This window comes from Pseudomonas sp. W4I3, from assembly GCF_030816195.1.
Taxonomy (GTDB): Bacteria; Pseudomonadota; Gammaproteobacteria; order Pseudomonadales; family Pseudomonadaceae; genus Aquipseudomonas.
In genome coordinates this window covers 5,050,278-5,076,016 of record NZ_JAUSXS010000001.1, presented here as the reverse complement: position 1 = coordinate 5,076,016, position 25,739 = coordinate 5,050,278, and the positions used below count along the sequence as shown (strand labels likewise).

General features: G+C 61.0%; 21 protein-coding genes. 9 read left to right on the top strand and 12 right to left on the bottom strand.

Translation table 11 applies throughout. The annotated features are described in order from the left end of the window. Positions 1-103: 103 nt before the first annotated feature. Positions 104-721 (top strand): bifunctional phosphoserine phosphatase/homoserine phosphotransferase ThrH, encoded by a 618-nt coding sequence (gene thrH / locus QF045_RS22945; RefSeq protein WP_306494164.1) that lies wholly within the window; start codon positions 104-106, stop codon positions 719-721. A gap of 126 nt (positions 722-847) precedes the next feature. On the opposite strand, the gene QF045_RS22940 is transcribed toward thrH, so the two are convergent. The 6 genes from QF045_RS22940 to QF045_RS22915 form a co-directional block, all read right to left on the bottom strand. Next, positions 848-1,204, bottom strand: coding sequence for a type II toxin-antitoxin system HigA family antitoxin (locus QF045_RS22940; RefSeq protein WP_306494163.1), 357 nt, complete (start codon positions 1,202-1,204; stop codon positions 848-850). Continuing rightward, a complete protein-coding gene (locus QF045_RS22935; RefSeq protein WP_306494162.1) occupies positions 1,204-1,506 on the bottom strand; it encodes a type II toxin-antitoxin system HigB family toxin in 303 nt (100 codons plus the stop codon). Before QF045_RS22935 ends, QF045_RS22940 begins: the two co-directional genes overlap by 1 nt. Positions 1,507-1,721: 215 nt before the next feature. Then, positions 1,722-3,065, bottom strand: coding sequence for an aminodeoxychorismate synthase component I (pabB, locus tag QF045_RS22930; RefSeq protein WP_306494946.1), 1,344 nt, complete (start codon positions 3,063-3,065; stop codon positions 1,722-1,724). A gap of 101 nt (positions 3,066-3,166) precedes the next feature. Beyond that, positions 3,167-4,153, bottom strand: a complete 987-nt coding sequence (locus QF045_RS22925) for an alpha-L-glutamate ligase-like protein (RefSeq protein WP_306494161.1) — start codon at positions 4,151-4,153, stop codon at positions 3,167-3,169. Further along, complete coding sequence (locus QF045_RS22920; RefSeq protein ID WP_306494160.1) at positions 4,153-5,685, bottom strand: inactive transglutaminase family protein; 1,533 nt, start codon at positions 5,683-5,685, stop codon at positions 4,153-4,155. The genes QF045_RS22925 and QF045_RS22920 overlap by 1 nt, the downstream gene beginning before the upstream one ends. Before the next feature lie 5 nt (positions 5,686-5,690). Beyond that, positions 5,691-6,227, bottom strand: a complete 537-nt coding sequence (locus QF045_RS22915; protein WP_306494159.1) for an ATP-dependent zinc protease — start codon at positions 6,225-6,227, stop codon at positions 5,691-5,693. A gap of 266 nt (positions 6,228-6,493) precedes the next feature. Between QF045_RS22915 and QF045_RS22910 the strand changes: the two genes are divergently transcribed. The 6 genes from QF045_RS22910 to prpD all read left to right on the top strand — a co-directional run bounded on the left by QF045_RS22910 (position 6,494) and on the right by prpD (position 14,886). Beyond that, positions 6,494-7,192: a GntR family transcriptional regulator gene (locus QF045_RS22910; protein WP_306494157.1), complete on the top strand. Its 699-nt coding sequence runs from the start codon at positions 6,494-6,496 to the stop codon at positions 7,190-7,192. Between the two features lie 13 nt (positions 7,193-7,205). Continuing rightward, positions 7,206-8,099 carry a methylisocitrate lyase gene (prpB, locus tag QF045_RS22905; protein WP_060756239.1) on the top strand — a complete coding sequence of 298 codons (894 nt, stop codon included), beginning with the start codon at positions 7,206-7,208 and terminating at the stop codon, positions 8,097-8,099. A 42-nt stretch (positions 8,100-8,141) separates the two neighbouring features. Next, entirely contained in the window at positions 8,142-9,269 is a 1,128-nt protein-coding gene (prpC, locus tag QF045_RS22900; RefSeq protein ID WP_306494156.1) for a 2-methylcitrate synthase, read from the top strand. Between the two features lie 203 nt (positions 9,270-9,472). Continuing rightward, the gene (gene acnD, locus QF045_RS22895; protein WP_306494155.1) at positions 9,473-12,067 is read left to right on the top strand and encodes a Fe/S-dependent 2-methylisocitrate dehydratase AcnD; all 2,595 of its coding nucleotides are present in this window, start codon (positions 9,473-9,475) and stop codon (positions 12,065-12,067) included. A 9-nt stretch (positions 12,068-12,076) separates the two neighbouring features. Beyond that, on the top strand, positions 12,077-13,267 hold the full coding sequence (gene prpF / locus QF045_RS22890; RefSeq protein ID WP_306494154.1) for a 2-methylaconitate cis-trans isomerase PrpF: 1,191 nt from the start codon (positions 12,077-12,079) through the stop codon (positions 13,265-13,267). 134 nt (positions 13,268-13,401) lie between these two features. After that, positions 13,402-14,886, top strand: coding sequence for a 2-methylcitrate dehydratase (prpD, locus tag QF045_RS22885; RefSeq protein WP_306494153.1), 1,485 nt, complete (start codon positions 13,402-13,404; stop codon positions 14,884-14,886). A 147-nt stretch (positions 14,887-15,033) separates the two neighbouring features. Here prpD and QF045_RS22880 read toward each other — a convergent pair whose 3' ends face one another. From QF045_RS22880 to QF045_RS22860, 5 genes are read right to left on the bottom strand one after another with little or no spacing between them, the layout of a single operon-like run. Continuing rightward, positions 15,034-15,765, bottom strand: a complete 732-nt coding sequence (locus QF045_RS22880) for an alanyl-tRNA editing protein (protein WP_306494152.1) — start codon at positions 15,763-15,765, stop codon at positions 15,034-15,036. A 2-nt stretch (positions 15,766-15,767) separates the two neighbouring features. Beyond that, entirely contained in the window at positions 15,768-16,760 is a 993-nt protein-coding gene (locus QF045_RS22875; RefSeq protein ID WP_306494151.1) for a serine O-acetyltransferase, read from the bottom strand. Positions 16,761-16,797: 37 nt separating this feature from the next. Beyond that, positions 16,798-17,712: a PLP-dependent cysteine synthase family protein gene (locus tag QF045_RS22870; RefSeq protein ID WP_306494149.1), complete on the bottom strand. Its 915-nt coding sequence runs from the start codon at positions 17,710-17,712 to the stop codon at positions 16,798-16,800. A 14-nt stretch (positions 17,713-17,726) separates the two neighbouring features. Next, positions 17,727-19,589, bottom strand: coding sequence for a molybdopterin-synthase adenylyltransferase MoeB (gene moeB, locus QF045_RS22865; protein ID WP_306494147.1), 1,863 nt, complete (start codon positions 19,587-19,589; stop codon positions 17,727-17,729). 23 nt (positions 19,590-19,612) lie between these two features. Beyond that, a complete protein-coding gene (locus QF045_RS22860) occupies positions 19,613-20,482 on the bottom strand; it encodes a DMT family transporter (protein WP_373424494.1) in 870 nt (289 codons plus the stop codon). A gap of 184 nt (positions 20,483-20,666) precedes the next feature. Here QF045_RS22860 and QF045_RS22855 point away from each other — a divergent pair, with 184 nt between their 5' ends. Continuing rightward, positions 20,667-22,091, top strand: a complete 1,425-nt coding sequence (locus tag QF045_RS22855) for a PLP-dependent aminotransferase family protein (protein ID WP_306494145.1) — start codon at positions 20,667-20,669, stop codon at positions 22,089-22,091. A gap of 179 nt (positions 22,092-22,270) precedes the next feature. Here QF045_RS22855 and QF045_RS22850 read toward each other — a convergent pair whose 3' ends face one another. Continuing rightward, entirely contained in the window at positions 22,271-23,089 is an 819-nt protein-coding gene (locus QF045_RS22850) for a pyruvate, water dikinase regulatory protein (RefSeq protein WP_003193298.1), read from the bottom strand. Positions 23,090-23,267: 178 nt separating this feature from the next. On the opposite strand from QF045_RS22850, the gene ppsA reads away from it, so the two are divergent. Next, entirely contained in the window at positions 23,268-25,643 is a 2,376-nt protein-coding gene (gene ppsA, locus QF045_RS22845; protein ID WP_306494144.1) for a phosphoenolpyruvate synthase, read from the top strand. Positions 25,644-25,739 lie beyond the last annotated feature (96 nt).

The following is a 25,739-nucleotide window of genomic DNA, read 5'->3' as shown; positions in this document are numbered from 1 at the left end:
GATGGTATCAAAATCCGCCCTGCGTTGCGGCGGCGTGCTCGAGTCGCTAGAGTTCGGCAGTCCTTTTGCTCGCTCAACTTGAATAATACGAACGGAGTGTCTTGTGGAAATTGCCTGTCTCGACCTGGAAGGGGTGCTGGTTCCGGAAATCTGGATCGCCTTCGCCGAAAAAACCGGTATTGAATCCTTGCGCGCCACCACCCGTGACATTCCCGACTACGACGTGCTGATGAAGCAGCGCCTGCGCATCCTCGACGAGCACGGGCTCAAGCTCGGCGATATCCAGGAAGTGATTGCCACCCTCAAGCCACTGGACGGCGCCATCGAGTTCGTCAACTGGCTGCGCGAGCGCTTCCAGGTGGTGATTCTCTCTGACACCTTCTACGAATTCTCCCAGCCGCTGATGCGCCAGCTGGGCTTTCCGACCTTGCTCTGCCACCGCCTGATCACCGATGAAAACGACCGGGTGGTCAGCTACCAGCTGCGCCAGAAAGATCCCAAGCGCCAGTCGGTGTTGGCGTTCAAGACGCTCTATTACCGAGTGATTGCGGTGGGTGATTCCTATAACGACACCACCATGCTGGGTGAGGCGGACCAGGGAATTCTGTTCCATGCCCCGGAGAATGTGATTCGCGAATTCCCGCAGTTTCCAGCGGTGCATACGTTTGAGGATTTGAAGAAGGCTTTCATCACGGCGTCGAACCGGCCGTTGAGCCTTTGATAATTTAGTGAAGCTGAGGGCCTCTTCGCGGGCAAGCCCGCTCCTACACTATTTCGGGGTTCTCAAGTGGGAATGCGGTCGAATGTAGGAGCGAGCTTGCTCGCGAAGGCGGCCATCCGGCCTCGCTTAAACATCTGCCAGCAACCGCTCGTAAGGTATACAAAGGCCGTCATGCAGGCGCTTGATCATGGCCAGGCTCAGCTTGCGCTTGCCGTTCAAAACCTCCGAAACCCGCCCGCTGGGGCCGATAAATGGCTCAAGGTCGCGGGCAGTCAGACCCATCTGCTCCATACGGAATCGGATCGCCTCCACCGGGTCCGAAGGCGGCATCGGGAAATGTTCCGCCTCGTACTTCTCGATAAGAACAGCGAGAATTTCCAGTTCGTCACCTTCGGGGCTGCCGATGGTGGCTCCCCACAACTGCTCAACGCGGGCGAGCGCAGCGGCCAGGTCTTCCTGAGAATGAATAGGTTTGATGCTCATCACACGGTCTCCGCATTGATTGGGTCGTACTGCGCGTGGGTGCCGACGAAGCGTACTAACCCAAGCTGCCTCTCATAATCGATGGACATAATCACCCGGTACTTGTTGCCACCCACGTTGAATACAACCCGCCCGCCTTTGAGGATGCTCGCAGTCCGCAGCGCTGTCTTGAGCGCCTGCGGCGTCGGAAAAGTGGCCTTCTCCAGATAGCGATATAACTCGACCAGGGGCGTTTTTGCATCGGCAAATGCTGGCTGGCTTTCCCAGAATATTCGTAAGGTTGAGAGCGCAATGATTCGCATCGTCACAACCTCCCGTTTTGGGAGATGCTAGGCTCAAGTGAGCGGAGATGCAATCTCTGAAACAAGTTCTGACGGTTGAGCAATCGCATATGTGGTCCTTCACAGATGGCCGGTGGCGGCGGAAGTAGGACGCTATCGTCCAGTTCACCGTCGGTCCACCACCGTTCTGATTCAGGGTTTTTCGCATCGAGGTTGCGGCGGGAATGGCTTGTGGATCAGAGGCTTTCCAGGGTGCGTAACAACACCCGCACTTTCGTCAGCGACTCCTGGTATTCCGCCTCCCACTGCGAGTCCGCGACGATCCCGCCGCCGCCCCAGCAGCACACCTGTGCGTCCTTGACCAGCAAGCTGCGGATGGCGATGGAGCTGTCCATTTCGCCGCGCACGTCCAGGTACATCAGCGAGCCGCAGTACAAGCCGCGTCGGGTCGGCTCCAGTTCGTCGATGATCTGCATGGCGCGGATCTTCGGCGCACCGGTGATGGAGCCGCCGGGGAAGCTGCCGGCGATGAGGTCGAGGGCATCTTTGTCGTCGGCCAATGTGCCGGTGACGCTGCTCACCAGATGGTGCACGTTGGGGTAGCTTTCAAGGCTGAACAACTCCGGGACGTTTACCGAGCCGATACGGCAACTGCGGCCGAGGTCGTTGCGCAGCAGGTCGACGATCATCAGGTTCTCGGCGCGATCCTTCGCGCTGGCCAGCAGTTCGGCGGCGTTGGCGGCATCTTCTTCGGGCGTCAGACCACGTGGGCGGGTGCCTTTGATGGGGCGGGTTTCCACGCGGCGCTGGCTGACATGCACGAAACGCTCGGGCGACAGGCTCAGCACCGCGCCGTCGTCCGGCAGGCTCTGGAAGCCGGAAAACGGCGTCGGGCAGGCTTCGCGCAGTGCGCAGTAAGCCAACCAGGGATCGCCACTGCAGGGCGCACGAAAGCGCTGGGCGAAATTGACTTGGTAGCAGTCGCCAGCCTGAATGTAGTCCTGAATTCGCCCAATGGCCTGACGATAGACCTCGGCGGTCAGGTCAGGGGCCATGGGGCCATGAAGTTTGAACGGTGCCGACAGCTCGACGCTTTCCTGGCTGAACAAGGCGGCCAATCGCTGCCGCTCGCTCTGGGCCAATGTCGGGTGAAACACCAACTGACTGGACTGTGCCTGGTGGTCGCTGATCAACGCCCAGGCGTAGAGCCCAAAGCGTGCGTCCGGCAGGTTCAGGTCATCTACGGCCAGTTGCGGCATCTGCTCCAGGTGGCGGCCGAAGTCATAGCTCAGATAGCCGATGAGGCCGCCGGCAAACGGTAGCTCGTACCCTGCGGGTAAATCCGCTTCGCCCAATTGCGTCAGGCTTTTGCGCAAGCGTTGCAGGAAATCGCCGCCGCTTTCGTCAGGCTCAACCGCCAAGGTCGCCTCAGGCCAGGCGCTGAGCAGGTCATAACGGCCGCGCTCGGCAGCCGGACGGCCGCTGTCGAGCAGCACCGCGCCAGGGGCATGGCGAATCGCCGCAAAATACTCGGTAGGGTTGGCCCGATAGGGCAACGGGTAAACGGAACAAGTCGACATGCGGGGGTGAATCAGCCAGTGGCGCGAAGGGAGGGGATTGTAGTCCCCCATAGGATTTGCTCCTAGAGGGGATGTCGGGGTTAGACAGTTTGAAGGTCGGGTCAGCCTTCCACGGGCGGTATATGCCCGAACATTTCCTGCACGAACTTCACCCGCTCTTCCGGGGTTTCGCTCACGCCAGCGGCCTTCAGCTCTTCCAGTCGTGCTTCCACCGCATGGGTGCGCAAGGTCAGGCCGCAGTCGTTGGCAATCTGGATATTGAGCCCCGGCCGCGCGTTCAGCTCCAGGATCAGCGGGCCTTTTTCCTGGTCCAGCACCATGTCCACACCGATATAGCCCAGGCCGCACAGCTCGTAGCAACCGGCCGCCAGCTTCATGAAACCGTCCCAGTTGGGCAGTTGTACGCCATCCACCGCATTGGTGGTGTCGGGGTGCTTGGTGATGATGTTGTTCAGCCAGGTGCCACGCAGGGTCAGGCCGGTGGCGAGGTCGACGCCCACGCCAATCGCGCCCTGGTGCAGGTTGGCCTTGCCACCGGACTGGCGGGTCGGCAAGCGCAGCATGGCCATCACCGGGTAGCCCATCAGCACGATGATGCGGATATCCGGCACGCCCTCGTAGCTGATGCTCTTGAAGATCTGGTCGGGTACCACGCGGTATTCGATCAAGGCGCGATCGCGGTGGCCACCCAGGGAGTACAGGCCGGTCAGAATGCTGGAAATCTGGTGCTCGATTTCTTCATGGCTGATGATCTTGCCGGACACCGTGCGATAGCGCCCCTCAAAGCGATCCGCAACCACCAGGATTCCGTCTCCGCCAGCGCCCTGGGCGGGCTTGATCACGAAGTCGCTGCGCCCGCCGATGATTTCGTCGAGCTTGTCGATTTCCTTCTCGGTGGAAATCACGCCATACATTTGCGGCACATGAATGCCGGCCGCCATGGCCCGCTCCTTGGTGATGATCTTGTCATCCACAATGGGGTACAGGCTGCGCTTGTTGTACTTGAGCACGTAGTCGGCGTTACGCCGGTTGATGCCCATGATCCCCCGCGCTTCCAGGGCCTTCCAGGTTTTCCAGAGGCCGAACATTACGAGTCAGCCTTCAGGAAGGCCTTGAAACGTACCAGCTCGGTCAGGCGGTAGCCGCGATAACGTCCCATGGCCAGCATGAAACCCACCAGGATCAACAGGATCGCCGGGAAGGTGAATACGAAGTAGATCAGCTCTGGCACGCTCATGATGATGTGCGCCAGGGACGCCGCGAACAGCGTGCCGATCGCCACTTTCAGCGCATGGTTGGCGCCGCGCTCTTCCCAGGTGATCGACAGGCGTTCGATGGTCATGGTCAGGATCACCATCGGGAACAGCGCCACCGACAGGCCGCGTTCTAGGCCCAGCTTGTGGCTGAACAGGCTGATGGCGGCAATCAGCACCACCACGAAGGTCAGCACCACCGACAGTCTGGGCAGCATCTGCAGCTTCAGGTGTTCCAGGTAGGACCTGAGCGACAGCCCCAGTGCGGTAATAATGGTGAACAGCACAATCCCGAAACCCAGCTGCGTCTCGCGGAACGCCAGGGCAATCAGCACCGGGGTAAAGGTGCCGAGGGTCTGCAGGCCGATCAGGTTGCGCAGGATCAGGATCACCAGCACGCCAATCGGGATCATCACCATGATCATGAAGGTCTGCTGGGTCTGCAGCGGCAGGCCGTACAGCGAGTATTCGAGGAAGTTGGCGTCAGTGTTTTCGTCGGTCAGCTTGGCCAGGCGGATGGCGTTCATCTCGCTGTTGTTCAGGCTGAAGGTCACCATGGCTTTCTTGCCGCCATCGACCGTGATCAGGCCTTCATCGCCGGTCCACCACAGCAGGCGGTCGGCGGGCAGGCCTTGTTCACCGGTTTCCGGGTTGAAGTACAGCCAGTCATTACCGTTGAAGCTGCGCAGCCACAGTTCCGGAGATTGCGGCTGGTCCGCGACGAGGCGGATGGTATGGACTTTTTCCACCGGCACGTGGGCGATGGACAGCAGCAGCTCAACGATCTTGGCCTTGTGCGACGTCGACGCGTCGCCCGCCAGCAGCAGTTTTACGTTGTCATCGTTGAGGTTGTTGGTGCGCTTGATGGCTTCGGTGATGAAAGTCTCGACGTCCGCCGAGTGCTGGCGAATCGGCGCGAGCAAGGCTTCGGCGGCGATTTTTTCCGGGCCTTCCACGGCGATGCTGTCGCGGAAGGTCGGGCCCTTGATCTTGACCTTTTCACCGCTGTAGCGCTTGGTCAGCACCAGGCGGTAATACAAGGTCTGGTTGCCCTTGGCGCGGCGCGCCGACCAGGTGACCTTGCGGTTGCCGTCCGCACGGTTGACGCTCACCCCGTAGTTGTTTGAAATAAAACTCTCATTGAGGCTGACGAAGTCGCGGCTCAGCGGCGGCACGAACATCGAAATCTTCACCGGATCCTTGGGGTTGGCGACGAACTCGACCTTCGCGTCGATGTTCCACAAGTCGTCGGTGGCGTCCTCGGTGACGGGGATGCCCAGCACGAAGATCTGGTAGGCGGTGACCGAAATACCCAACACCACCAAAATGGTGATCAGGATTTTCAGGTGCAGGGTCAAAGAGCGCATTCGGTTTACTCGGCGGTATGAGCGTCGGCGGCGCAGGCAGGTTTGCCTGCAGCATATTTAAGGCTGGGGTCGATCAGCGCATCAAAACGCTTCAGCGCTTCGGAGCCGATCAGCAGCGGGTATTGGAAGGTGCTTCGGTCAGTCAAGTTCACCTCGATGCTGCGTAAAGCGTTGCCCATGCAGATATCCAGGGCAATCACCGGACGGGCGGTGTACTGCTTGTCCTCCTCGGGGTCGTAATCACCGGCGCGGCGCTTGATCTTGCTGACGCGGGCCAGGGGACGTTCGATAGGATGGGAGTGGGCGGCATCGATGGCCAGGTAAAAGCGTACCCAGGATTCGCCGTTGCGCTTGAAGCGTTTGATATCGCGCGCACTCAGCGAGGCAGTCTTGGCGCCCGTGTCGAGTTTGGCCGCGACTTCAAGGTCGATGCCCGCCAGCTTGGCGTATTCATTCAGGCCATACACCGTTTTCTCGGCGGCAACGCCAAGGCTCGGGAGTGACAGTAGGCACAACAGTAGGGGGAAGGGCTTGAGTCTCATAATTCCTGAGGCGATGCAGTGCGAAATTCAAGGCGACTGGCATTACTGCGCAAGCTCCCTCGTGCGCCGTTTCATCTGGCGATGTCAGGCAAATGCGGCGGGCATTCTAACATGATGCTTTTTTGGCGCCAGCGCTGGCAGGCGGCCATGCTTTCCAGAGCCCGGTGGAGGTTATTAGACGATTGTCGACAATATTGATTTATTCTTTGACTAAGCAGTAGGGATTGGCTAGTTTTTGCCGTATTGCTTTCCAAGGTGTCGACAATATGCTGGAACAATCGGAAGCACCGCCGGCGCTGTCGGACGAATCCCAAACTATGTCGGAAAACGTCTTCCGACGAATCCAGGCCGCCATCGTCAAGGGCGAGATCGCCCCCGGTACAAAGATCTCCGAGCCGGAGCTGGCACGCACCTATGGCATCAGCCGTGGCCCGCTGCGCGAGGCGATTCACCGCCTCGAAGGCCAGCGCCTGCTGGTGCGAGTGCCCCACGTCGGCGCGCGGGTGGTGTCGTTGAGCCACGCCGAGCTGATCGAACTGTATGAGATTCGCGAGTCATTGGAAGGCATGGCGTGCCGGCTGGCCGCCGAGCGCATGACCGACGCGGAAATCGAAGAACTGCGCCAGGTCTTGCACACCCACGAACGGGACGCCGCGTTCCAGGCCGGTGTCGGCTATTACCAGCAGGAGGGCGATTTCGACTTCCATTACCGGATTATCCAGGGTGCCGGCAACCGCACCCTGACCCAGATGCTCTGCGGCGAGCTGTACCAATTGGTGCGCATGTACCGCATCCAGTTCTCTGCCACACCCAACCGTCCACGCCAGGCCTTTGCCGAGCATCACCGCATTCTGGACGCGATTGCCGATCGCGATGGTGAACTGGCCGAACTGTTGATGCGCCGCCATATCGGCGCGTCCAAACGCAACATCGCCCGTCACTTCCCGGACGGCGCTCCCCAATAAATAGAGGTGAGTCATGAGTTCCACGAACAACAGCACCCCAGGCCAGCGTTTCCGTGACGCGGTCGCCAGTGAACAGCCGTTGCAGGTCGTCGGCGCCATCAACGCCAACCACGCCTTGCTGGCCAAGCGCGCCGGCTTCAAGGCGATCTATCTGTCCGGTGGCGGCGTGGCCGCGGGTTCCCTGGGCGTTCCGGACCTGGGCATCACCGGCCTGGATGATGTGCTGACCGATGTACGCCGCATCACTGACGTGTGCGACCTGCCGCTGCTGGTGGACGTGGACACCGGTTTCGGCTCGTCGGCGTTCAACGTGGCGCGCACCGTCAAGTCGATGATCAAGTTCGGCGCGGCGGCCATCCACATCGAAGACCAGGTCGGCGCCAAGCGCTGCGGCCACCGTCCCAACAAAGAGATCGTGTCCCAGCAGGAAATGGTCGACCGCATCAAGGCTGCCGTCGATGCGCGCACCGATGACAGCTTCGTGATCATGGCGCGCACCGACGCCCTGGCCGTGGAAGGTCTGGAGTCCGCCCTGGAGCGTGCCGCCGCGTGCATCGAGGCCGGCGCCGACATGGTGTTCCCGGAAGCCATTACCGAACTTGAGATGTACAAGCTGTTCGCTTCGCGGGTGAAGGCGCCGATCCTGGCCAATATCACCGAATTCGGCGCGACCCCGCTGTACACCACCGAACAGTTGAAATCTGCCGATGTTTCCATCGTGCTGTACCCGCTCTCGGCCTTCCGCGCCATGAACAAGGCCGCCGAGAACGTCTACACCGCGATCCGTCGCGACGGTACGCAACAGAACGTGATCGACACCATGCAAACCCGCATGGAGCTTTACGATCGCATCGACTACCACACCTTCGAGCAGAAGCTCGACGCGCTGTTTGCCGCGAAGAAGTGACAAGCGCGCCTCCCTGAATAACTACAAAATTGGAGAAGAACCATGGCTGAAGCAAAAGTATTGAGTGGTGCCGGCCTGCGTGGCCAGGTAGCCGGGCAGACCGCACTGTCGACCGTGGGCCAGGCCGGTGCCGGCTTGACCTATCGTGGCTACGACGTACGTGAACTGGCCGCCGATGCGCACTTTGAAGAAGTCGCTTACCTGCTGCTGTACGGCGAACTGCCGACCCAGGCCGAACTGGCTGCCTATAGCGCCAGGCTGAGCAAGCTGCGCGACTTGCCGCAAGCCTTGAAAGAAGTGCTCGAGCGCATCCCCGCCGACGCCCACCCGATGGACGTGATGCGCACCGGTTGCTCGTTCCTGGGCAATATCGAGCCGGAAAAAAACTTCAGCGTGCAGCGTGACGTCACCGACCGCCTGCTTGCCGCCTTCCCGGCGATCATGTGCTACTGGTACCGCTTCAGCCACGAGGGCAAACGCATCGACTGCGTCACCGACGAGCCCAGCATCGGCGGACACTTTCTGCACCTGCTGCACGGCAAGAAGCCGAGCGAGCTGCACGTCAAAGTGATGAACGTGTCGCTGATTCTCTACGCCGAGCACGAATTCAACGCCTCGACCTTTACCGCACGGGTTTGCGCTTCGACCCTGTCCGACCTGTATTCCTGCGTCACCGCAGCCATCGGTTCCCTGCGCGGGCCGCTGCACGGTGGCGCGAATGAGGCGGCGATGGAGATGATCGAACGTTTCGGTTCGGCCGAAGAAGCCGTCGAAGGCACCCTCGGCATGCTGGCGCGCAAGGACAAGATCATGGGCTTCGGTCACGCGATCTACAAAGACAGCGATCCTCGTAATGAAGTGATCAAGGGCTGGTCGAAACAACTCGCCGACGAAGTGGGCGACACCGTGTTGTTCGCGGTTTCCGAAGCCATCGACAAGACCATGTGGGAGCAGAAGAAGCTGTTCCCCAACGCCGACTTCTACCATGCCTCGGCGTACCACTTCATGGGCATCCCGACCAAGCTGTTCACGCCGATCTTCGTCTGTTCGCGGCTCACCGGCTGGGCCGCGCACGTGTTCGAGCAGCGCGCCAACAACCGCATCATCCGTCCAAGTGCCGAGTACGTCGGCGTAGAGCAGCGCAAGTTCGTGCCAATCGAACGTCGCTGAATGAGAGGGCCCACGGACCCGGGATTGGAATGCGATCAAAGTGTGGGAGGGGGCTTGCCCCCGATGGCAGTGTGTCATGCAACACATGTGTCGACTGATACACCGCCATCGGGGGCAAGCCCCCTCCCACATTTTGGATTGCATTTCAATTTTCCGACCGGCGCAGGCCTTCCTTTTGTAACCACCGTGACCGAGTCCTGACGATGAACACTGAATTTCGCAAACCGCTGCCCGGCAGCCGCCTGGATTACTTCGACGCCCGCGCGGCTGTCGAGGCAATCACCCCCGGTGCCTACGCCACCTTGCCGTATACCTCCCGCGTACTCGCGGAGAACCTGGTGCGTCGCTGCGACCCGGCCACTCTCAACGCGTCCCTGAGCCAGCTGATCGAACGCAAGCGTGACCTCGATTTCCCCTGGTTCCCGGCCCGCGTGGTATGCCATGACATTCTCGGCCAGACCGCCCTGGTGGACCTCGCCGGTCTGCGCGATGCCATCGCCCTGCAAGGCGGTGACCCGGCGCAGGTCAACCCGGTGGTGCCGACCCAGTTGATCGTCGACCACTCCCTGGCCGTCGAAGCCGGTGGTTTCGACCCGGATGCGTTCGAGAAGAACCGCGCCATTGAAGACCGCCGCAACGAAGATCGCTTCCACTTTATCGAATGGACCAAAAAAGCTTTCAAGAACGTCGACGTGATCCCGCCCGGCAACGGCATCATGCACCAGATCAACCTTGAGAAAATGTCGCCGGTGATCCAGGTGCGCGACGGTGTGGCCTTCCCGGATACCTGCGTCGGCACCGACAGCCACACCCCGCATGTGGATGCCCTGGGGGTGATCGCCATCGGCGTCGGTGGCCTTGAAGCCGAAAGCGTGATGCTCGGCCGTGCCTCGTGGATGCGCCTGCCGGAAAGCGTCGGCGTGGAGCTGACCGGCAAGCTGCAGCCGGGCATCACCGCCACCGATATGGTGCTGGCGCTGACCGAGTTCCTGCGCCAACAGAAAGTCGTCGGCGCGTGGCTGGAGTTCTTCGGTGAAGGTGCTTCGGCACTGACCCTGGGCGACCGTGCCACCATCTCGAACATGGCCCCGGAATACGGCGCCACCGCAGCGATGTTCTACATCGACCAACAGACAATTGCCTACCTGAAACTCACCGGTCGCGAAGAAGAGCAGGTTGCGCTGGTGGAGCAATACGCACGCCACACCGGTCTGTGGGCGGATGACCTTAAGGGTGCGCAGTACGAGCGCGGCCTCAGGTTCGACCTGTCCAGCGTGGTGCGCAACATGGCGGGCCCGAGCAACCCGCACGCCCGTGTCGCCACCCGTGACCTGGCAGCCAAAGGCATCAGCGGCCAGTGGGATGACGTACCGGGGCAAATGCCCGACGGCGCGGTGATCATCGCGGCCATCACCAGTTGCACCAACACCAGCAACCCACGCAACGTGATCGCCGCAGGCCTGCTGGCGCGTAACGCCAACAGGCTGGGGCTGACGCGCAAGCCGTGGGTCAAGTCGTCCCTGGCGCCGGGTTCGAAAACCGTGGCCATGTACCTTGAAGAAGCGGGCCTGGGGCATGAGCTGGAACAACTCGGTTTCGGCGTGGTGGCTTTCGCCTGCACCACCTGCAACGGCATGTCCGGCGCGCTCGACCCGGTGATCCAGCAGGAAATCATCGACCGCGACCTATACGCGACCGCCGTGCTGTCGGGCAACCGCAACTTTGACGGGCGTATCCATCCGTATGCCAAGCAGGCCTTCCTCGCCTCGCCGCCGCTGGTCGTGGCCTATGCGATCGCGGGCACCATTCGTTTCGATATCGAGAAAGACGTGCTCGGGCTCGACGCCGACGGCAAGGAAATTCGCCTGCAGGACATCTGGCCGAGCGACGAAGAGATCGACGCAGTGGTCAAGGCCTCGGTCAAGCCTGAGCAGTTCCGCGCTGTCTATATTCCGATGTTCGCGATTCACGAAGACACCGGCCCCAAAGTCACCCCGCTGTACGACTGGCGCCCGCAAAGCACCTATATTCGCCGCCCGCCGTATTGGGAAGGCGCATTGGCCGGTGCACGTCCGCTCAAGGGCATGCGCCCGCTCGCGGTGCTGCCGGACAACATCACCACCGACCACCTGTCGCCGTCCAACGCGATCATGCTCGATAGCGCCGCCGGCGAGTACCTGGCGAAAATGGGCCTGCCGGAAGTCGACTTCAACTCCTACGCAACTCACCGGGGCGACCATCTGACCGCGCAGCGCGCCACCTTCGCCAACCCGAAACTGTTCAATGAAATGGTCCAGGAAAACGGCAAGGTCAAGCAGGGCTCCCTGGCGCGTATCGAGCCGGAAGGCAAGGTCATGCGGATGTGGGAAGCCATCGAAACCTATATGGAACGCAAGCAGCCGCTGATCATCATCGCCGGCGCCGACTACGGCCAAGGCTCGTCCCGCGACTGGGCGGCCAAGGGCGTACGCCTGGCCGGGGTGGAAGCGATTGCCGCCGAAGGCTTCGAGCGTATCCACCGCACCAATTTGGTCGGCATGGGCGTGCTGCCGCTGGAGTTCTTGCCCGGCACTGACCGCCATACGCTCAAGATCGACGGCAGCGAAACCTACGACGTGGTCGGCGAACGCACGCCGCGCGCGCAATTGACCCTGGTGATCAACCGCAAGAATGGCGAGCGTGTCGAAGTGCCAGTGACCTGCCGCCTGGACACCGCTGAAGAAGTGTCGATCTACGAGGCGGGCGGCGTGTTGCAGCGCTTTGCCCAAGACTTCCTGGAATCGGCGGCAACCGCCTGAGGGACAACCATGGCACACGTAGCGCAAATCAAGATCCCCGCCACCTATATGCGTGGCGGTACCAGCAAGGGTGTTTTCTTCAGCCTCCAGGACCTGCCGCTGTCGGCGCAGGTGCCGGGCGCCGCCCGCGATGCCCTGCTGCTGCGGGTGATCGGCAGCCCCGACCCGTATGACAAGCAAATCGACGGCATGGGCGGTGCCACCTCCAGCACCAGCAAAACCGTGATCCTGGCCAAGAGCACGCGCGCCGACCACGACGTGGACTATCTGTTTGGGCAAGTCTCCATCGACCAACCCTTTGTCGACTGGAGCGGCAACTGCGGCAACCTCTCGGCGGCGGTCGGTTCGTTCGCCATCAGCGCCGGCCTGGTCGACCCAGGCCGCGTGCCTCACAACGGCGTGGCCGTGGTGCGCATATGGCAAGCCAATATCGGCAAGACCATCATCGCCCATGTGCCCATCACTGACGGGGCGGTGCAGGAAACCGGTGATTTCGAACTGGATGGCGTGACCTTTCCCGCCGCCGAAGTGCAGCTTGAATTCATCGACCCGGCGGCGGAAGAAGAGGGCGGTGGGGGTTCGATGTTTCCCACTGGCAACCTGATCGACGAGCTGGACGTGCCGGGTGTCGGCACCTTTCAGGCCACCCTGATCAATGCCGGTATTCCGACGATTTTCATCAATGCCCAGGACCTGGGCTACACCGGCACCGAACTGCAGGGCGCGATCAACAGCGACCCAAAGGCCCTGGCGATGTTCGAGACCGTGCGTGCCTATGGCGCGTTGCGCATGGGCCTGATCAAGCACCTGGACGAAGCAGCCCAGCGCCAGCACACGCCGAAGCTGGCGTTTGTGGCCAAGCCTGCGGACTACGTGGCGTCCAGCGGCAAGGCGATCAAGGCCGGCGATGTGGATTTGCTGGTGCGGGCGTTGTCCATGGGCAAACTGCACCACGCAATGATGGGCACGGCGGCGGTGGCGATTGGCACGGCGGCGGCGATTTCCGGAACGCTGGTCAACCTGGCGGCAGGCGGTGTGGAGCGCAGTGCCGTGCGCTTCGGGCACCCGTCGGGCACCTTGCGCGTCGGCGCCGAAGCGACTCAAGTGAACGGTGAGTGGGTGGTGAAAAAAGCCATCATGAGCCGCAGTGCGCGGGTGTTGATGGAAGGCTACGTACGCGTTCCCGGCGACGCCTTCTAAAGCCAACCCCAATCTAATCTGGGAGGGGGCTTGCCCCCTCTCACAAGGGATCCCTTTCAAGGCAGGCATCCAAGATCTGCCTTCAATAACCGTAAGCCCGAGGACTGACCCCAACCTATCTGTGGAGAACTGCCATGAGCGCCAACGTCGACCAGAACAACCGCCCCGACTACGATCAGGTCCTGCAGGACATTGCCGATTACGTCCTCACCTACCGGATCGAATCCGAGGCCGCCCTGGATACCGCCCGCAATTGCCTGATGGACACGCTTGGGTGCGGTCTGCTGGCTTTGCGCTTTCCCGAGTGCACCAAGCACCTGGGGCCGCTCGTCGAAGGCACCGTGGTGCCGTTCGGGGCGAGGGTGCCGGGCACTGCGTTGCGGCTGGACCCGGTCAAGTCCGCCTGGGACATCGGCTGCATCGTGCGTTGGCTCGACTACAACGACACCTGGCTCGCGGCTGAGTGGGGCCATCCCTCGGACAACCTGGGTGGCATCCTCGCGGTGGCCGATCACCTGTCGCAAAAGCGCGTGGCCAATGGCGACGCACCGCTGACGGTACGTGCGGTGCTGGAAGCCATGATCATGGCCCACGAGATCCAGGGCGTGATTGCCCTGGAAAACGCCTTCAACCGCGTCGGCCTCGACCATGTGCTGCTGGTGAAAGTCGCCTCCACGGCGGTCACCGCCAAGCTGATGGGCGCCAACCGTGAGCAACTGCTCGCGGCGTTATCCCATGCGTTTGTCGACGGGCAGGCATTGCGCACTTACCGCCACGCGCCGAACGCCGGTTCGCGTAAATCCTGGGCGGCGGGCGATGCATCGAGTCGCGGGGTGCGCCTGGCGGATATTGCATTGCGCGGCGAGATGGGCATCCCCGGCGTGCTGAGCGCGCCACAGTGGGGCTTCTACGACGTGTTGTTCAGCCACACCAACAAGGACCTGGCGCTCAAGTCAGAAGAGCAACGCAGGTTCAGCCTGTCCCAGCCCTACGGCACCTACGTGATGGAAAACGTGCTGTTCAAGATCAGCTTCCCCGCCGAATTCCACGCGCAGACTGCCTGTGAAGCGGCGGTCACCTTGCACCCGCTGGTCAAGCAACGCCTGCATGCCATCGAGCGCATCGTGATCACCACCCACGAGTCGGCGATTCGCATCATTTCCAAGGTCGGCCCATTGGCCAACGCCGCCGACCGTGACCATTGCCTGCAATACATGACCGCCGTGCCGTTGGCGTTCGGCGACTTGGTGGCTGAGCACTATGAAGACGAATTCCACGCGGCCCATCCGATCATCGATGAGCTGCGCGAAAAAATGGTCATCGTTGAAGACCCGCGGTACAGCCGTGAATACCTGGAGGCCGACAAGCGCTCCATCGCCAATGCGGTGCAGGTGTTCTTCACTGACGGCACCTGCACCGAGCAGGTCGCGGTGGAGTACCCGATTGGTCATCGTCGTCGCCGGGCGGACGGGATTCCCCTGCTAGAAGACAAGTTCAAGGCGCACCTGGCGACACGCTTCCCCGCACAGCGCTGCGCCGAGATTTTCGCGCTGTGCAAGGATCAGGCACGGCTGGAAGCGACGCCAGTCAACCGGTTCATGGACCTGTTCATGATCTGAAAAACACCACACAACCCAATGTGGGAGGGGGCTTGCTCCCGATAGCAGAATGACAGTCAACAGGTTCATTGGCTGATCCACCGCTATCGGGAGCAAGCCCCCTCCCACATTGGTTTTGCATTGTTGCAACTGTCGAGTCAGGCTCAGTTATGACTCGAACCTGAGGATTACCCTGCGGTTGTGTTTGCTCTTCTTTTCGATCTTCTCGCAGAACACCCGGCCGATTTCCTCGGTATTGAGCACGTGGGTACCCCCGCACGGCTGGATGTCGATGCCCGGAATGTCGATCACCCGTACCGAACCCTGGATGATCGGCGGCGCAACGGCCTGGGTGCGGGTGATCTGCAGCAGGGTCGAGTATTCCGTGGCCGGCATCGACAGCGTCTGCACGACGTGAGCCTGTTCGATCAGGGCGTTGAGGTCGCGGGTGATGCTGTCTTTGTCCAGGGTCATTTCCGGCAGGTCGAAGTCCAGGCGGCCCTTGTCCGCGCTGATGCTGCAGCCTGTGACGGGCGCGTCGATGATAGAACACAGCAAATGCAGGCAGGTGTGCATCTTCATGTGCTGGTAGCGGCGCTCCCAGTCCAGGCCGGCGTCTACCTGGACACCGGCAGTCAGTTGCGCCGGGCAATGTTCCACCTGGTGCCAAATGATCGAGCGCAGCGCCGGGTCGCGCACGGTGCCGGTGACCGCCACGCGGGTTCCATCGGCCAGGGTGAGGTGGCCGGTGTCACCCGGTTGCCCGCCGCCGGTGGGGTAGAACAGCGTGTGCTCCAGGGCCACGCCGTGCTCGCTGACGGCAATCACCCGGGCGCTGAAGGCGTTTTGATAAGGCGCGCTGTCGAACAGCGCCAGGGTTTCCATGGTATGCACGGACATGTTCAACCTCCAACGATCAGTGGGCTGGCTTGCAACAGGTGACGCACCATTGCACTCAAGCCAGGGGGAGAGAGCAGGGTGATTTCGAACTCCGGCCCGCAGACTTTCAGGTTCAGCGGCAGGCGCGGAAGTTGTTCGCCGACGTCGAGGCGGCGCAGGCGAAATTGCAGGTGATGACGCTCTTTCACCGTGGGTTCGAGCAACAGCCCTGGCAACGGATGAAAATCGGCGTCCAGCACCGTGACCTTATGGCCGGCATCGACCTCGCCGACCACATGCAGGCGCTCATCCAGGGCGAACGCGCCGAGGTAGTTGCTGTGATCCGACTCATTGTTTTTCTGCAGCTGGATCTGGTTGACCACCTTGACCTTGGTGCCGGCCGGCACGTCCTGGGTAATCACGCAGGAGGGGCTGATAAACACGTTGTCACCGATCTGCACATAACCCAGCACCCGCGCGCCGGAGCCGACTTCGACATTGTTGCCCAGGCGTGGATGGCGCTTGCCGTCCGGGTTGTTGGCGATGCCGCGAGCGCCGAGGGTCACGCCGCAGAGAATGTAGCAATCGTTGCCGATCTCGCAGGTTTCGCCGATGACCGTGCCGTAGCCATGGTCCAGCACAAAGCGGCGGCCGATGCGCGCCGCCGGGTGAATCTCGGCGCCGGAAAGGATCTTGCCCTGGTTGCTGAGCTGCAAGGCCATGCGGGTAAATACCCCGTGGGCGGGCTCCGGGAAATTCCACACCTGGTGCGCCAGCCGGTAGAACAACACCGCCTTGAACGACGCGTAGGACTCCAGGATCAACTCGCCGCGCCCGCGCGACGCCGGGTCGCGATAGGCGTAGGCGATCAAGTCCTCGGCCACCGCTTGAGCAGTGTTCTGGATCAGCGGCGCCAGGTGCGGTTCCAGCTGCTTCATCTGCGCAGGTGTCAGGGTTTGGATGAGGTGGGTCAGCAACTCATCGTGCAACTGTTGCATGTCGATAAAGCCTCCCATGGAGGCACCCCCGCATTCTGGTTGGTTGGGTAACCGGTTATTCGAAACTGGGCAGGTAGCTGTCGGCATTGTCGTAGACCATGGTCAACACCACCGTTTCGGGCGGCAGTTGCGGGGCGAGTTGGGCGATCGCGACCATATTGGCGGCCGAGGACAGCCCCAGGCTGATGGCGTCGGTGCGCATGATGCGTTTGATCATGTCCAGGCACGCCGAGTGCGACACCTTGAGCATGCCGTCCAGTACGTCCACGTTGAGAATGCTCGGGATCAGGCCGATCGACAGGCCCTGGATGGCGTGCGAGGCGTGCTGGTCCTTGAGCAGGTCGCATTCCTCCGGCTCCACGCCCATCACACGGATCGCCGGCCAGGCGGTCTTGAGGGTTTCGCCGATACCGGTGATATGCCCACCGGTGCCGATGCCGCTGACAAAGTAGTCCACCCGCCGCTCACCAAAGGCGCGGATGATTTCCGGTGCGGTGGTGTCGCGGTGGGTTTGCGGGTTGGCGCCATTGCGTTGCTGGTTGAGCATCACGTAGTTGGGGTTTTCCAACTGCAGCTCCATGCATTTTTCGCCGTGGGAATTGTTACCGAGGCGGCTGTCCGACAGTACAACCCTGGCGCCGTACAGGCGCAGCAGCTTCTGTTTTTCGGGGCTGTAGTTGTCCGGAATCACCAGCACCACCTTGTAGCCGAGCACGTTGCCAGCCATCACCAGGCCGATGCCGGTATTGCCACCGCTGGGCTCGATGATGGTTTGCCCGGAGTCGCGCATCAGCACGCCACGGCGCTCGGCGTCGAGGATCATGCCCAGGGCGATGCGCGCCTTGTGGCTGCCGCCCGGGTTGAGGGATTCCAGCTTGGCGTAGACCTCGATGCCGAGGTCTTCGGAAAACTGCGCCAGCCGTACGATCGGGGTCTGGCCGATCACGTCAAGAATGGAGTTATGCAGCATCAGTCGGCCCCCGCTCAGTACAGCGGCATGTCGGGTTCGACGTCGCGCACCCAGTGTTTCATGCCGCCCTGCAGGACTTTGGTGTTGGCAAAGCCCGCCGCCAGCAGGGTGCTGGCAGCCTGCTCGGCACGCGTGCCGGCATAGCAGATCAGGTAATGGGTGTTGTCGCGGCTCAGTCTGTCGAGCTGCTCATCCAGCTCGGCCAGGGGGATGTGCACCACGCCCGGCAATTTGCACACTTCCAGTTCACTGGCGTCGCGCACATCGAGCAACACGTCGGCGCTGCGGTGGCTGTCGATCACTTGCTTGAGCACGCGCGGCTTGATGTAGCGCTCTTCGCCCAGGGATGGCTGGCTCGGCACGGCATCGGCGCATACCGTCGGCGCTGCGGGTTCGCTGCGGCGCTGTTCCGAGCAGCACGGGCAGTCGGCGCGGCGCTTGAAGCGGATCTCGCTGAATTTCATGGCCAGTGCATCGAAGCGCATCAAGCGGCCGGACAAGGGTTCGCCGATGCCGATGAGCAACTTGATCGCCTCGGTCGCCTGGATCATCCCGACCACGCCCGGTAACACGCCGATGACCCCGCCGGCGCTGCAGTTGGGTGCCAGCTCTGCGGGTGGGGCCTTGGGGAACAGGCAGCGATAGCACGGCCCACCTTTATAGTTGAGCACGCTGATCTGCCCGTCGAAGCGGTAGATGGCGCCGTACACCAGCGGTTTGCCCAATTGCACGCAGGCGTCGTTGACCAGGTAGCGGGTATCGAAATTGTCCGTGCCGTCGATCACCAGGTCATAGGCGCCCACCAGTTCCAAGGCGTTGTCGGCATTGAGCGCGGTGTCGTGTGCGTTGATCTGGATGTGGCGGTTGAGGTCCTGCAGGCGCTGCTTGGCCGACTCCACCTTGGGCATGCCCAGGGTGCTGTTGCCGTGGACGATCTGACGTTGCAGGTTGCTGCTCTCCACCACGTCGAAATCCACCAGCCCCAGGGTGCCGATACCGGCCGCCGCCAGGTATAGACTGATGGGCGAGCCCAAGCCACCCGTGCCGATGATCAGCACCTTGGCTTTTTTCAGGTTCAATTGGCCTTCACGGCCGACGCCGGGCAGGGTGATATGGCGGACGTAGCGTTGCACTTCTTCGTTGCTCAGGGTATCGACGTCGATGCCGCCGGAGGTGGCCAGCAGCACTTCGATCCTGGCTTCTTTGGGCAGTGAGTCATCGGGGTCAATCAGCTCTTCCTCGGCGGTGAAGAGGAAGTGTTCCTTGAGCTGGTTGTTCTTCTCGTGAAACAGATGCGGGCGCAACTGTGGGTGACTGTCGCAGAGGTTTTCAATGACTTCGCGCAATGTCGATCCGGCGCCCTCGAGGGTCGATTCCGGTAGCTTGGCCACGCGAACCAGAATGTCGGGGAAAGAGACAGCGTTCATGGACAACTCCGTGTGCAGGTCGTTGAAAGGTTGAAGGGCAAAATGCTTGCCATCCCAGGCAAACAGCTTTGACCCCAAGGCCTGGCCTTGGCGAACATCGACCACCAGGTAGCTGACGGGGTGGATCGGCTCGCCCAGGAACAGCGCCTTGTCCTGGTCTTCATCACTGAAATAGGCACCGACATCCGGGTGGGAGTGGTAGATCACCACCACCGGGTTGTCGCTGCGAAAGGCTTTGTTCATCAGCAAGGTATCAGCGACGGAAAAGGTGTAGCCGCTGGCCGCGCTGCGCGGGTACATGTCCGGGTTCTTGCGGTGCAACTCGTTCTGGATATTGCAGCCCAGGTACACACTGCCGTCGGCGAAGACGAAGCCACAGCATTCTTCGGGATAGCTGCGGCTGGCGTGGGCATAGATCTGTTCCAGTGCTTGGGGGCGGAGCACTTCCATGTTTCTCTCGCGTCGGTTGAGGGTCAATTTTTCTTGGCCAGCAGTTTTTCGATCGGCAACTTGGTGATTGCAAAACCGGCCAGCAGGATTGCCGAGTACAGCATCAGGTCGCGAGAGATTTCCACGCCTTCGTACCAGGCACCGATGATGACCGCGAACACCGGAAAGATGATGAACACGAAGGAGAGAATGATCGGGCTCAGGCGCTTGAGCAGCATGAAATACACGATGAAACCGCCCACCGAGGCCACCAGCCCGAGGTAGAACAGCGCGCTCCAGGAGCGCAGGGTGATGTCGTCGAACGTCGGGGTCTCAAACCACAGGCCGGCCACGAACAGCATCAGCCCGGCAATGCCGATGGGCAGGGTGTTGTAGGTGATAACACTGATGGCGCTGCCTTTTTGCTTGGTAATCACGTAGCACAGCGCGTGCATGATCGCAGCGGTCAGAATCGCCAATACGCCGAAGAACTCGGCGTGGTCCAGGTGCAGTCCCTGGCTCTTGATGATCATGTAGAGGCTGCCGAACCCGATACCGATGCCGACCACCTGGGAGAAGTAGATGCGCTCGCGCAGAAACAGCGCGGAGAAGATCAGGATGAACACCGGCATGCAACTGAAGAGCAGGGCGGTCAGGCCTGACGAGACGTGCATTTCGCCGTAATTGAGCAAGTAGTAGGGAACGCTGAAATAGGACAGGGTCACGAACACGAAGAACCAGCGGCTTTCCCGTGGAAACAGGATCGGCTCGCGGCGCACCAGGGCAAAACACAGAAACAAGGGGAACGCGATCAGAAAGCGCAGGCCGGCGGAGGTCAATGGCGGCACGCTTTCCACTGCGATCTTGATACCCAGCCAGGTCGTGCCCCAGCTCAGGCACACGATCAGGAACATGAGGCTGGTGATCAAACCGGCCAGCCACTGTTTCTGGGTTTTGGTTTTTGCGCTGTTTTCAAGAACGGCGGACATTGGCATCGTTTATTGCTTCCCTGAGCCGGAATTGAACTCTATATTGAACTTGTTATAAGTGATTCAATCCGGTGATTGAACCCGCAAAAGCACACTATTAGGGCGAATGATGACTGTCAAAACAAATATTGACATGGTGTCAATTATGCGTGAGGGGTTGTCCAACGGTCAGGGCGTGAAGTACAAGCGTCTGTCCGATGTCATGGAAAGGGGCATCCTCGAAGGCACGATTGAACCGGGAAGAAAACTGCCGCCCCATCGGGTGCTTTCCGACAATCTGGGTGTCACTATCGGCACCATCAGCCGCGCCTACGGTGAGCTGGAGCGGCTAGGGTTGGTGGTGGCGCGTGTGGGTGACGGCACCTTCGTGCGCAAGCGTGGGATGGAGCGCCAGCGTGATGAAGGCTTTCGCAATTTCAGCGAGGAGCCACGCCAGTACTTCGATATGAGCCGCAATATGCATATCCCGGGGCAGGAAACGGTGTTCCTTGCCCAAAGCTTCCAGACCCTGTCGACCAATAGCAAATTCCTTCAGGACATCAGCGCCTACACCCCGGATGCCGGTCTGCCGCGCTACCGTGAGGCCGGTGCGCAATGGCTGGTGCAGCGCGACTTCCATCCGATTCCCGAGCAGGTCATCTGCGTCAATGGCGGCCAGCACGGCTTGCTCTGCGCGATGATGGCGTTGCTGCGCGCCGGCGACACGGTGGTCACCGAACAGTTGACTTACCCAGGGCTGATCACCGCCGCGCGCATGCTGGGTGTGCGGTTGATCGGTTTGGAGATGGATGAAGAAGGTGTGCTGCCGGGCGCGCTGGATGAAGTCTGTCGAAATCACCGGATTTCGGCGCTGTACTGCACGCCGACTATCCAGAACCCTACGACGGCGGTGTTATCGGTGGCGCGTCGGGAGGCCTTGGTCAAAGTCTGTCGCGAGCACAATCTGCTGATCCTTGAGGATGAAGCCCACGGCGTGTTGGTAGAAGACCGCCCGCCACCGCTGAGCGCCTTTGCGCCCGAGCGCACGATTTTGATCAGCAGCCTGAGCAAAGCGGTGTCGGCTGGGCTGCGGGTCGGTTATGTGCATGCACCGCCGGCGCTGGTCAGTCGGATCTCGGCGGCGCTGCGCTCGACCTGCTGGATGGCCACCCCGGTGACCCTTGAGTTGGCGACCCAGTGGATCGAGAACGGCACCGCGGAATACCTGCTGCGCCAGCAGATCAACGAGATCAGCCGGCGCAAGGCATTGGTCCAAGGCTTACTGACAGGCCTAGCCTACCGTACCCACCTCAATAGCCCACACTTCTGGATCGAGGTGCCTGAACCCTGGCGCGCGTCGGAAATCGAGGCGGAACTCAAGCAGAACAATTACCTGATCGCCACCGCCGAGGCGTTTGCCGTGGGGCAGACGGCGGTGCCGCAGTTTATCCGGGCGAGTATCTGCAATACCTCGGGGGATGACCAACTGTTGCGTGAAGGCTTCGATGCGCTGGCGACGGCGTTGGGGCAGGGTGGCGGCAGGTTCCAGCTGTAGGCCTGGACGTATACCGGCCATCCTGTGGGAAAAGTGGCCCACTGTAGGAGCTAGCTTGCTCGCGAAAAACGTCCAGGCAACGCGTTCATTTTCTGAATAAACGCAGGGCCCCTGAGTTTTTCGCGAGCAAGCTCGCTCCTACAAAGAGCCTTAGCTGGCTGGCACACGCCTCCCACAGGCTATTTGAAACGCCGTTCCACGCCTTTCTCCACCAGAATCTTCGCCGAAATCTCTTCCACCGAAAAATGCGTGGAATTGATGTGCGCAATATTCTCGCGACGGAACAGGTTTTCCACTTCGCGCACTTCGAACTCGCACTGGGCGTAACTGGAATAACGGCTGTTGGGCTTGCGTTCATTGCGGATCGCAGTGAGCCGGTCCGGGTCAATGGTCAGGCCGAACAGCTTGTGCGAATGCGCGCGCAGGGCGGCTGGCAGCGTCAGGTGTTCCATGTCGTCTTCGGTCAACGGGTAGTTGGCCGCGCGGATACCGAATTGCATGGCCATGTACAGACAGGTCGGCGTCTTGCCGCAGCGCGACACGCCGACCAGGATCAGGTCGGCCTTGTCGTAGTAGTGCGTGCGGGCGCCGTCATCGTTGTCGAGGGCGAAGTTCACCGCCTCGATACGCTCCATGTAGTTGGAGTTATGACCAATGGAGTGGGACTTTCCGACGGAGTAAGAGGAATGTTCGCTCAGCTCCTGTTCCAATGGCGCCAGGAAGGTCGAGAAAATGTCGATCATGAAACCATTCGACGTCGCGAGAATCTCACGGATATCCTGATTGACGATGGTGTCGAAAATGATCGGCCGAAAACCGTCTTTTTCAGCCGCCAGATTGATTTGTTGTACCATGGCCCGCGCTTTATCCACGCTGTCTATATAAGGCCGCGTGAATTTGGCGAAGGTAATGTTTTCGAACTGCGCGAGCAGGCTCTGGCCCAGTGTTTCGGCCGTGATGCCGGTGCCATCGGAAATAAAGAAAGCAGATCGTTTCATTTGAGCCCTGGGCCTTAAGCTGATGGCGAATCTTGGATATGATAGGCGCGATTTTGCCGTCCCGCAGTGGGCCGCATTCTCACTTATTTTCCAGGTCCAGGCCACAAGCGCTGGCGTTTGCTCCTACTGAGCAACCCGCGTCCTGAGCTTTTCCAACACAGAAAGTGGAGAGATCACCTTGGTAGAGTACGTAGTTTCCCTCGATAAGCTCGGCGTCCATGATGTAGAGCATGTGGGGGGCAAGAACGCATCCCTCGGCGAGATGATCAGTAATCTTGCAGGCGCTGGTGTTTCGGTGCCGGGTGGTTTTGCCACCACGGCCCAGGCTTACCGCGACTTCCTCGAGCTGAGCGGCCTCAACGCCCAGATCCACGCCGCGCTGGACGCCCTGGACGTCGATGACGTCAATGCCCTGGCCCGGACCGGTGCCCAGATCCGTCAATGGATCATGGAAGCCGAGTTCCCCGAGAAGCTCAACGAAGAAATCCGCACCGCCTTCGCCACGTTGTCCGCCGGTAACCCGGATATGGCCGTCGCCGTGCGCTCCTCGGCCACCGCCGAAGACTTGCCGGATGCCTCTTTCGCCGGCCAACAAGAGACCTTCCTTAATATCCGCGGCGTGGAAAACGTGATCCGCGCGGCCAAGGAAGTGTTTGCCTCGCTGTTCAACGATCGCGCCATTTCCTACCGTGTGCACCAGGGTTTCGACCACAAGCTGGTGGCCTTGTCTGCCGGTGTGCAGCGCATGGTGCGTTCGGAAACCGGCACCGCCGGCGTGATGTTCACCCTCGATACCGAATCGGGCTTTCGTGACGTGGTGTTTATCACTGGCGCCTACGGCCTGGGCGAAACCGTCGTACAAGGCGCGGTGAACCCGGATGAGTTCTACGTGCACAAGCACACCCTTGAAGCCGGCCGCCCGGCCATCCTGCGCCGTAACCTGGGCAGCAAGGCAATCAAGATGATCTACGGTGACGAGGCCAAGGCCGGTCGTTCCGTCAAGACCGTTGAGGTCGACAAGGCCGAACGCGCGCGTTTCTGCCTGACCGACGCTGAAGTCAGCGAATTGGCCAAACAAGCGATGATCATCGAGAAGCACTACAAGTGCCCGATGGACATCGAGTGGGCCAAGGACGGTGACGACGGCAAGCTGTACATCGTGCAGGCCCGCCCCGAAACCGTGAAGAGCCGCACCTCGGCCAACGTCATGGAGCGTTACCTGCTCAAGGAAACCGGCACTGTGCTGGTGGAAGGCCGGGCCATCGGCCAGCGCATCGGCGCGGGCAAGGTACGCATCATCAAGGACGTGTCCGAAATGGACAAAGTCCAGCCAGGTGACGTGCTGGTTTCCGACATGACCGACCCGGACTGGGAACCGGTGATGAAGCGCGCCAGCGCCATCGTTACCAACCGTGGCGGGCGTACGTGCCACGCGGCGATCATCGCCCGTGAGCTGGGGATTCCGGCGGTCGTCGGTTGCGGCAACGCCACGCAGTTGTTGAAAGACGGCCAGGGTGTGACCGTTTCCTGCGCCGAAGGCGACACCGGGTTCATCTTCGAAGGCGAGCTGGGCTTCGACATCAAGCAGAACTCCATCGACGCCATGCCGGACCTGCCGTTCAAGATCATGATGAACGTCGGCAACCCGGACCGCGCGTTCGACTTCGCGCAGTTGCCGAACGCTGGTGTGGGCCTGGCCCGCCTGGAATTCATCATCAATCGCATGATCGGCGTGCACCCCAAGGCCCTGTTGAATTACGACGGCCTGCCGCTGGACATCAAGGAAAGCGTCGACAAGCGCATCGCCGGCTACAACGACCCGGTGGGCTTCTATGTCGAGAAGCTGGTGGAAGGCATCAGCACCCTGGCGGCAGCGTTCTACCCGAAAAAGGTCATCGTGCGGCTGTCGGACTTCAAGTCCAATGAATACGCCAACCTGATCGGCGGCAAGCTCTACGAGCCGGAAGAAGAGAACCCGATGCTGGGTTTCCGTGGCGCCTCGCGTTACATCAGCGAAGCGTTCCGTGATTGCTTCGAACTCGAATGCCGCGCCCTCAAGCGCGTGCGCAACGAGATGGGGCTGACCAACGTCGAAATCATGGTGCCGTTCGTGCGTACCCTGGGTGAGGCGAGCCAGGTCGTCGACCTGCTCGCTGAAAACGGTTTGACGCGCGGCGAGAACGGCCTGCGGGTCATCATGATGTGTGAATTGCCGTCCAACGCCATCCTGGCCGAAGAGTTCCTGGAATTCTTCGATGGTTTCTCCATCGGCTCCAACGACCTGACCCAGTTGACCTTGGGCCTGGACCGCGACTCCGGGATCATTGCCCACCTGTTCGACGAGCGAAATCCTGCGGTCAAGAAACTGCTGGCCAACGCCATCCAGGCCTGCAACAAGGCCGGCAAGTACATCGGTATCTGTGGCCAAGGCCCTTCCGATCACCCGGACCTGGCTAAATGGCTGATGGAGCAGGGTATCGAAAGCGTTTCGCTGAACCCCGATTCCGTGCTTGAAACCTGGTTCTTCCTCGCCGAAGGCCAAGCGTCGGCTTAACGTCGCTACGTCAAAAGTGCCGGTCACTCCTTGAGGGTGACCGGCATTCTTATCTGTACAGGGCGGAACTCCTACCGGACGCCGCCCTTTTTTGTG

Coding starts and splice junctions, on each gene's coding strand:
- QF045_RS22940 (WP_306494163.1), bottom strand. CDS start 1,204: ATGAGCATCAAACCTATTCATTCTCAGGAAGACCTGGCCGCTGCGCTC.
- QF045_RS22935 (WP_306494162.1), bottom strand. CDS start 1,506: ATGCGAATCATTGCGCTCTCAACCTTACGAATATTCTGGGAAAGCCAG.
- pabB (WP_306494946.1), bottom strand. CDS start 3,065: ATGTCGACTTGTTCCGTTTACCCGTTGCCCTATCGGGCCAACCCTACC.
- QF045_RS22925 (WP_306494161.1), bottom strand. CDS start 4,153: ATGTTCGGCCTCTGGAAAACCTGGAAGGCCCTGGAAGCGCGGGGGATC.
- QF045_RS22920 (WP_306494160.1), bottom strand. CDS start 5,685: ATGCGCTCTTTGACCCTGCACCTGAAAATCCTGATCACCATTTTGGTG.
- QF045_RS22915 (WP_306494159.1), bottom strand. CDS start 6,227: ATGAGACTCAAGCCCTTCCCCCTACTGTTGTGCCTACTGTCACTCCCG.
- QF045_RS22910 (WP_306494157.1), top strand. CDS start 6,494: ATGCTGGAACAATCGGAAGCACCGCCGGCGCTGTCGGACGAATCCCAA.
- prpB (WP_060756239.1), top strand. CDS start 7,206: ATGAGTTCCACGAACAACAGCACCCCAGGCCAGCGTTTCCGTGACGCG.
- prpC (WP_306494156.1), top strand. CDS start 8,142: ATGGCTGAAGCAAAAGTATTGAGTGGTGCCGGCCTGCGTGGCCAGGTA.
- acnD (WP_306494155.1), top strand. CDS start 9,473: ATGAACACTGAATTTCGCAAACCGCTGCCCGGCAGCCGCCTGGATTAC.
- prpF (WP_306494154.1), top strand. CDS start 12,077: ATGGCACACGTAGCGCAAATCAAGATCCCCGCCACCTATATGCGTGGC.
- prpD (WP_306494153.1), top strand. CDS start 13,402: ATGAGCGCCAACGTCGACCAGAACAACCGCCCCGACTACGATCAGGTC.
- QF045_RS22880 (WP_306494152.1), bottom strand. CDS start 15,765: ATGTCCGTGCATACCATGGAAACCCTGGCGCTGTTCGACAGCGCGCCT.
- QF045_RS22875 (WP_306494151.1), bottom strand. CDS start 16,760: ATGGGAGGCTTTATCGACATGCAACAGTTGCACGATGAGTTGCTGACC.
- QF045_RS22870 (WP_306494149.1), bottom strand. CDS start 17,712: ATGCTGCATAACTCCATTCTTGACGTGATCGGCCAGACCCCGATCGTA.
- moeB (WP_306494147.1), bottom strand. CDS start 19,589: ATGGAAGTGCTCCGCCCCCAAGCACTGGAACAGATCTATGCCCACGCC.
- QF045_RS22860 (WP_373424494.1), bottom strand. CDS start 20,482: ATGTTCCTGATCGTGTGCCTGAGCTGGGGCACGACCTGGCTGGGTATC.
- QF045_RS22855 (WP_306494145.1), top strand. CDS start 20,667: ATGACTGTCAAAACAAATATTGACATGGTGTCAATTATGCGTGAGGGG.
- QF045_RS22850 (WP_003193298.1), bottom strand. CDS start 23,089: ATGAAACGATCTGCTTTCTTTATTTCCGATGGCACCGGCATCACGGCC.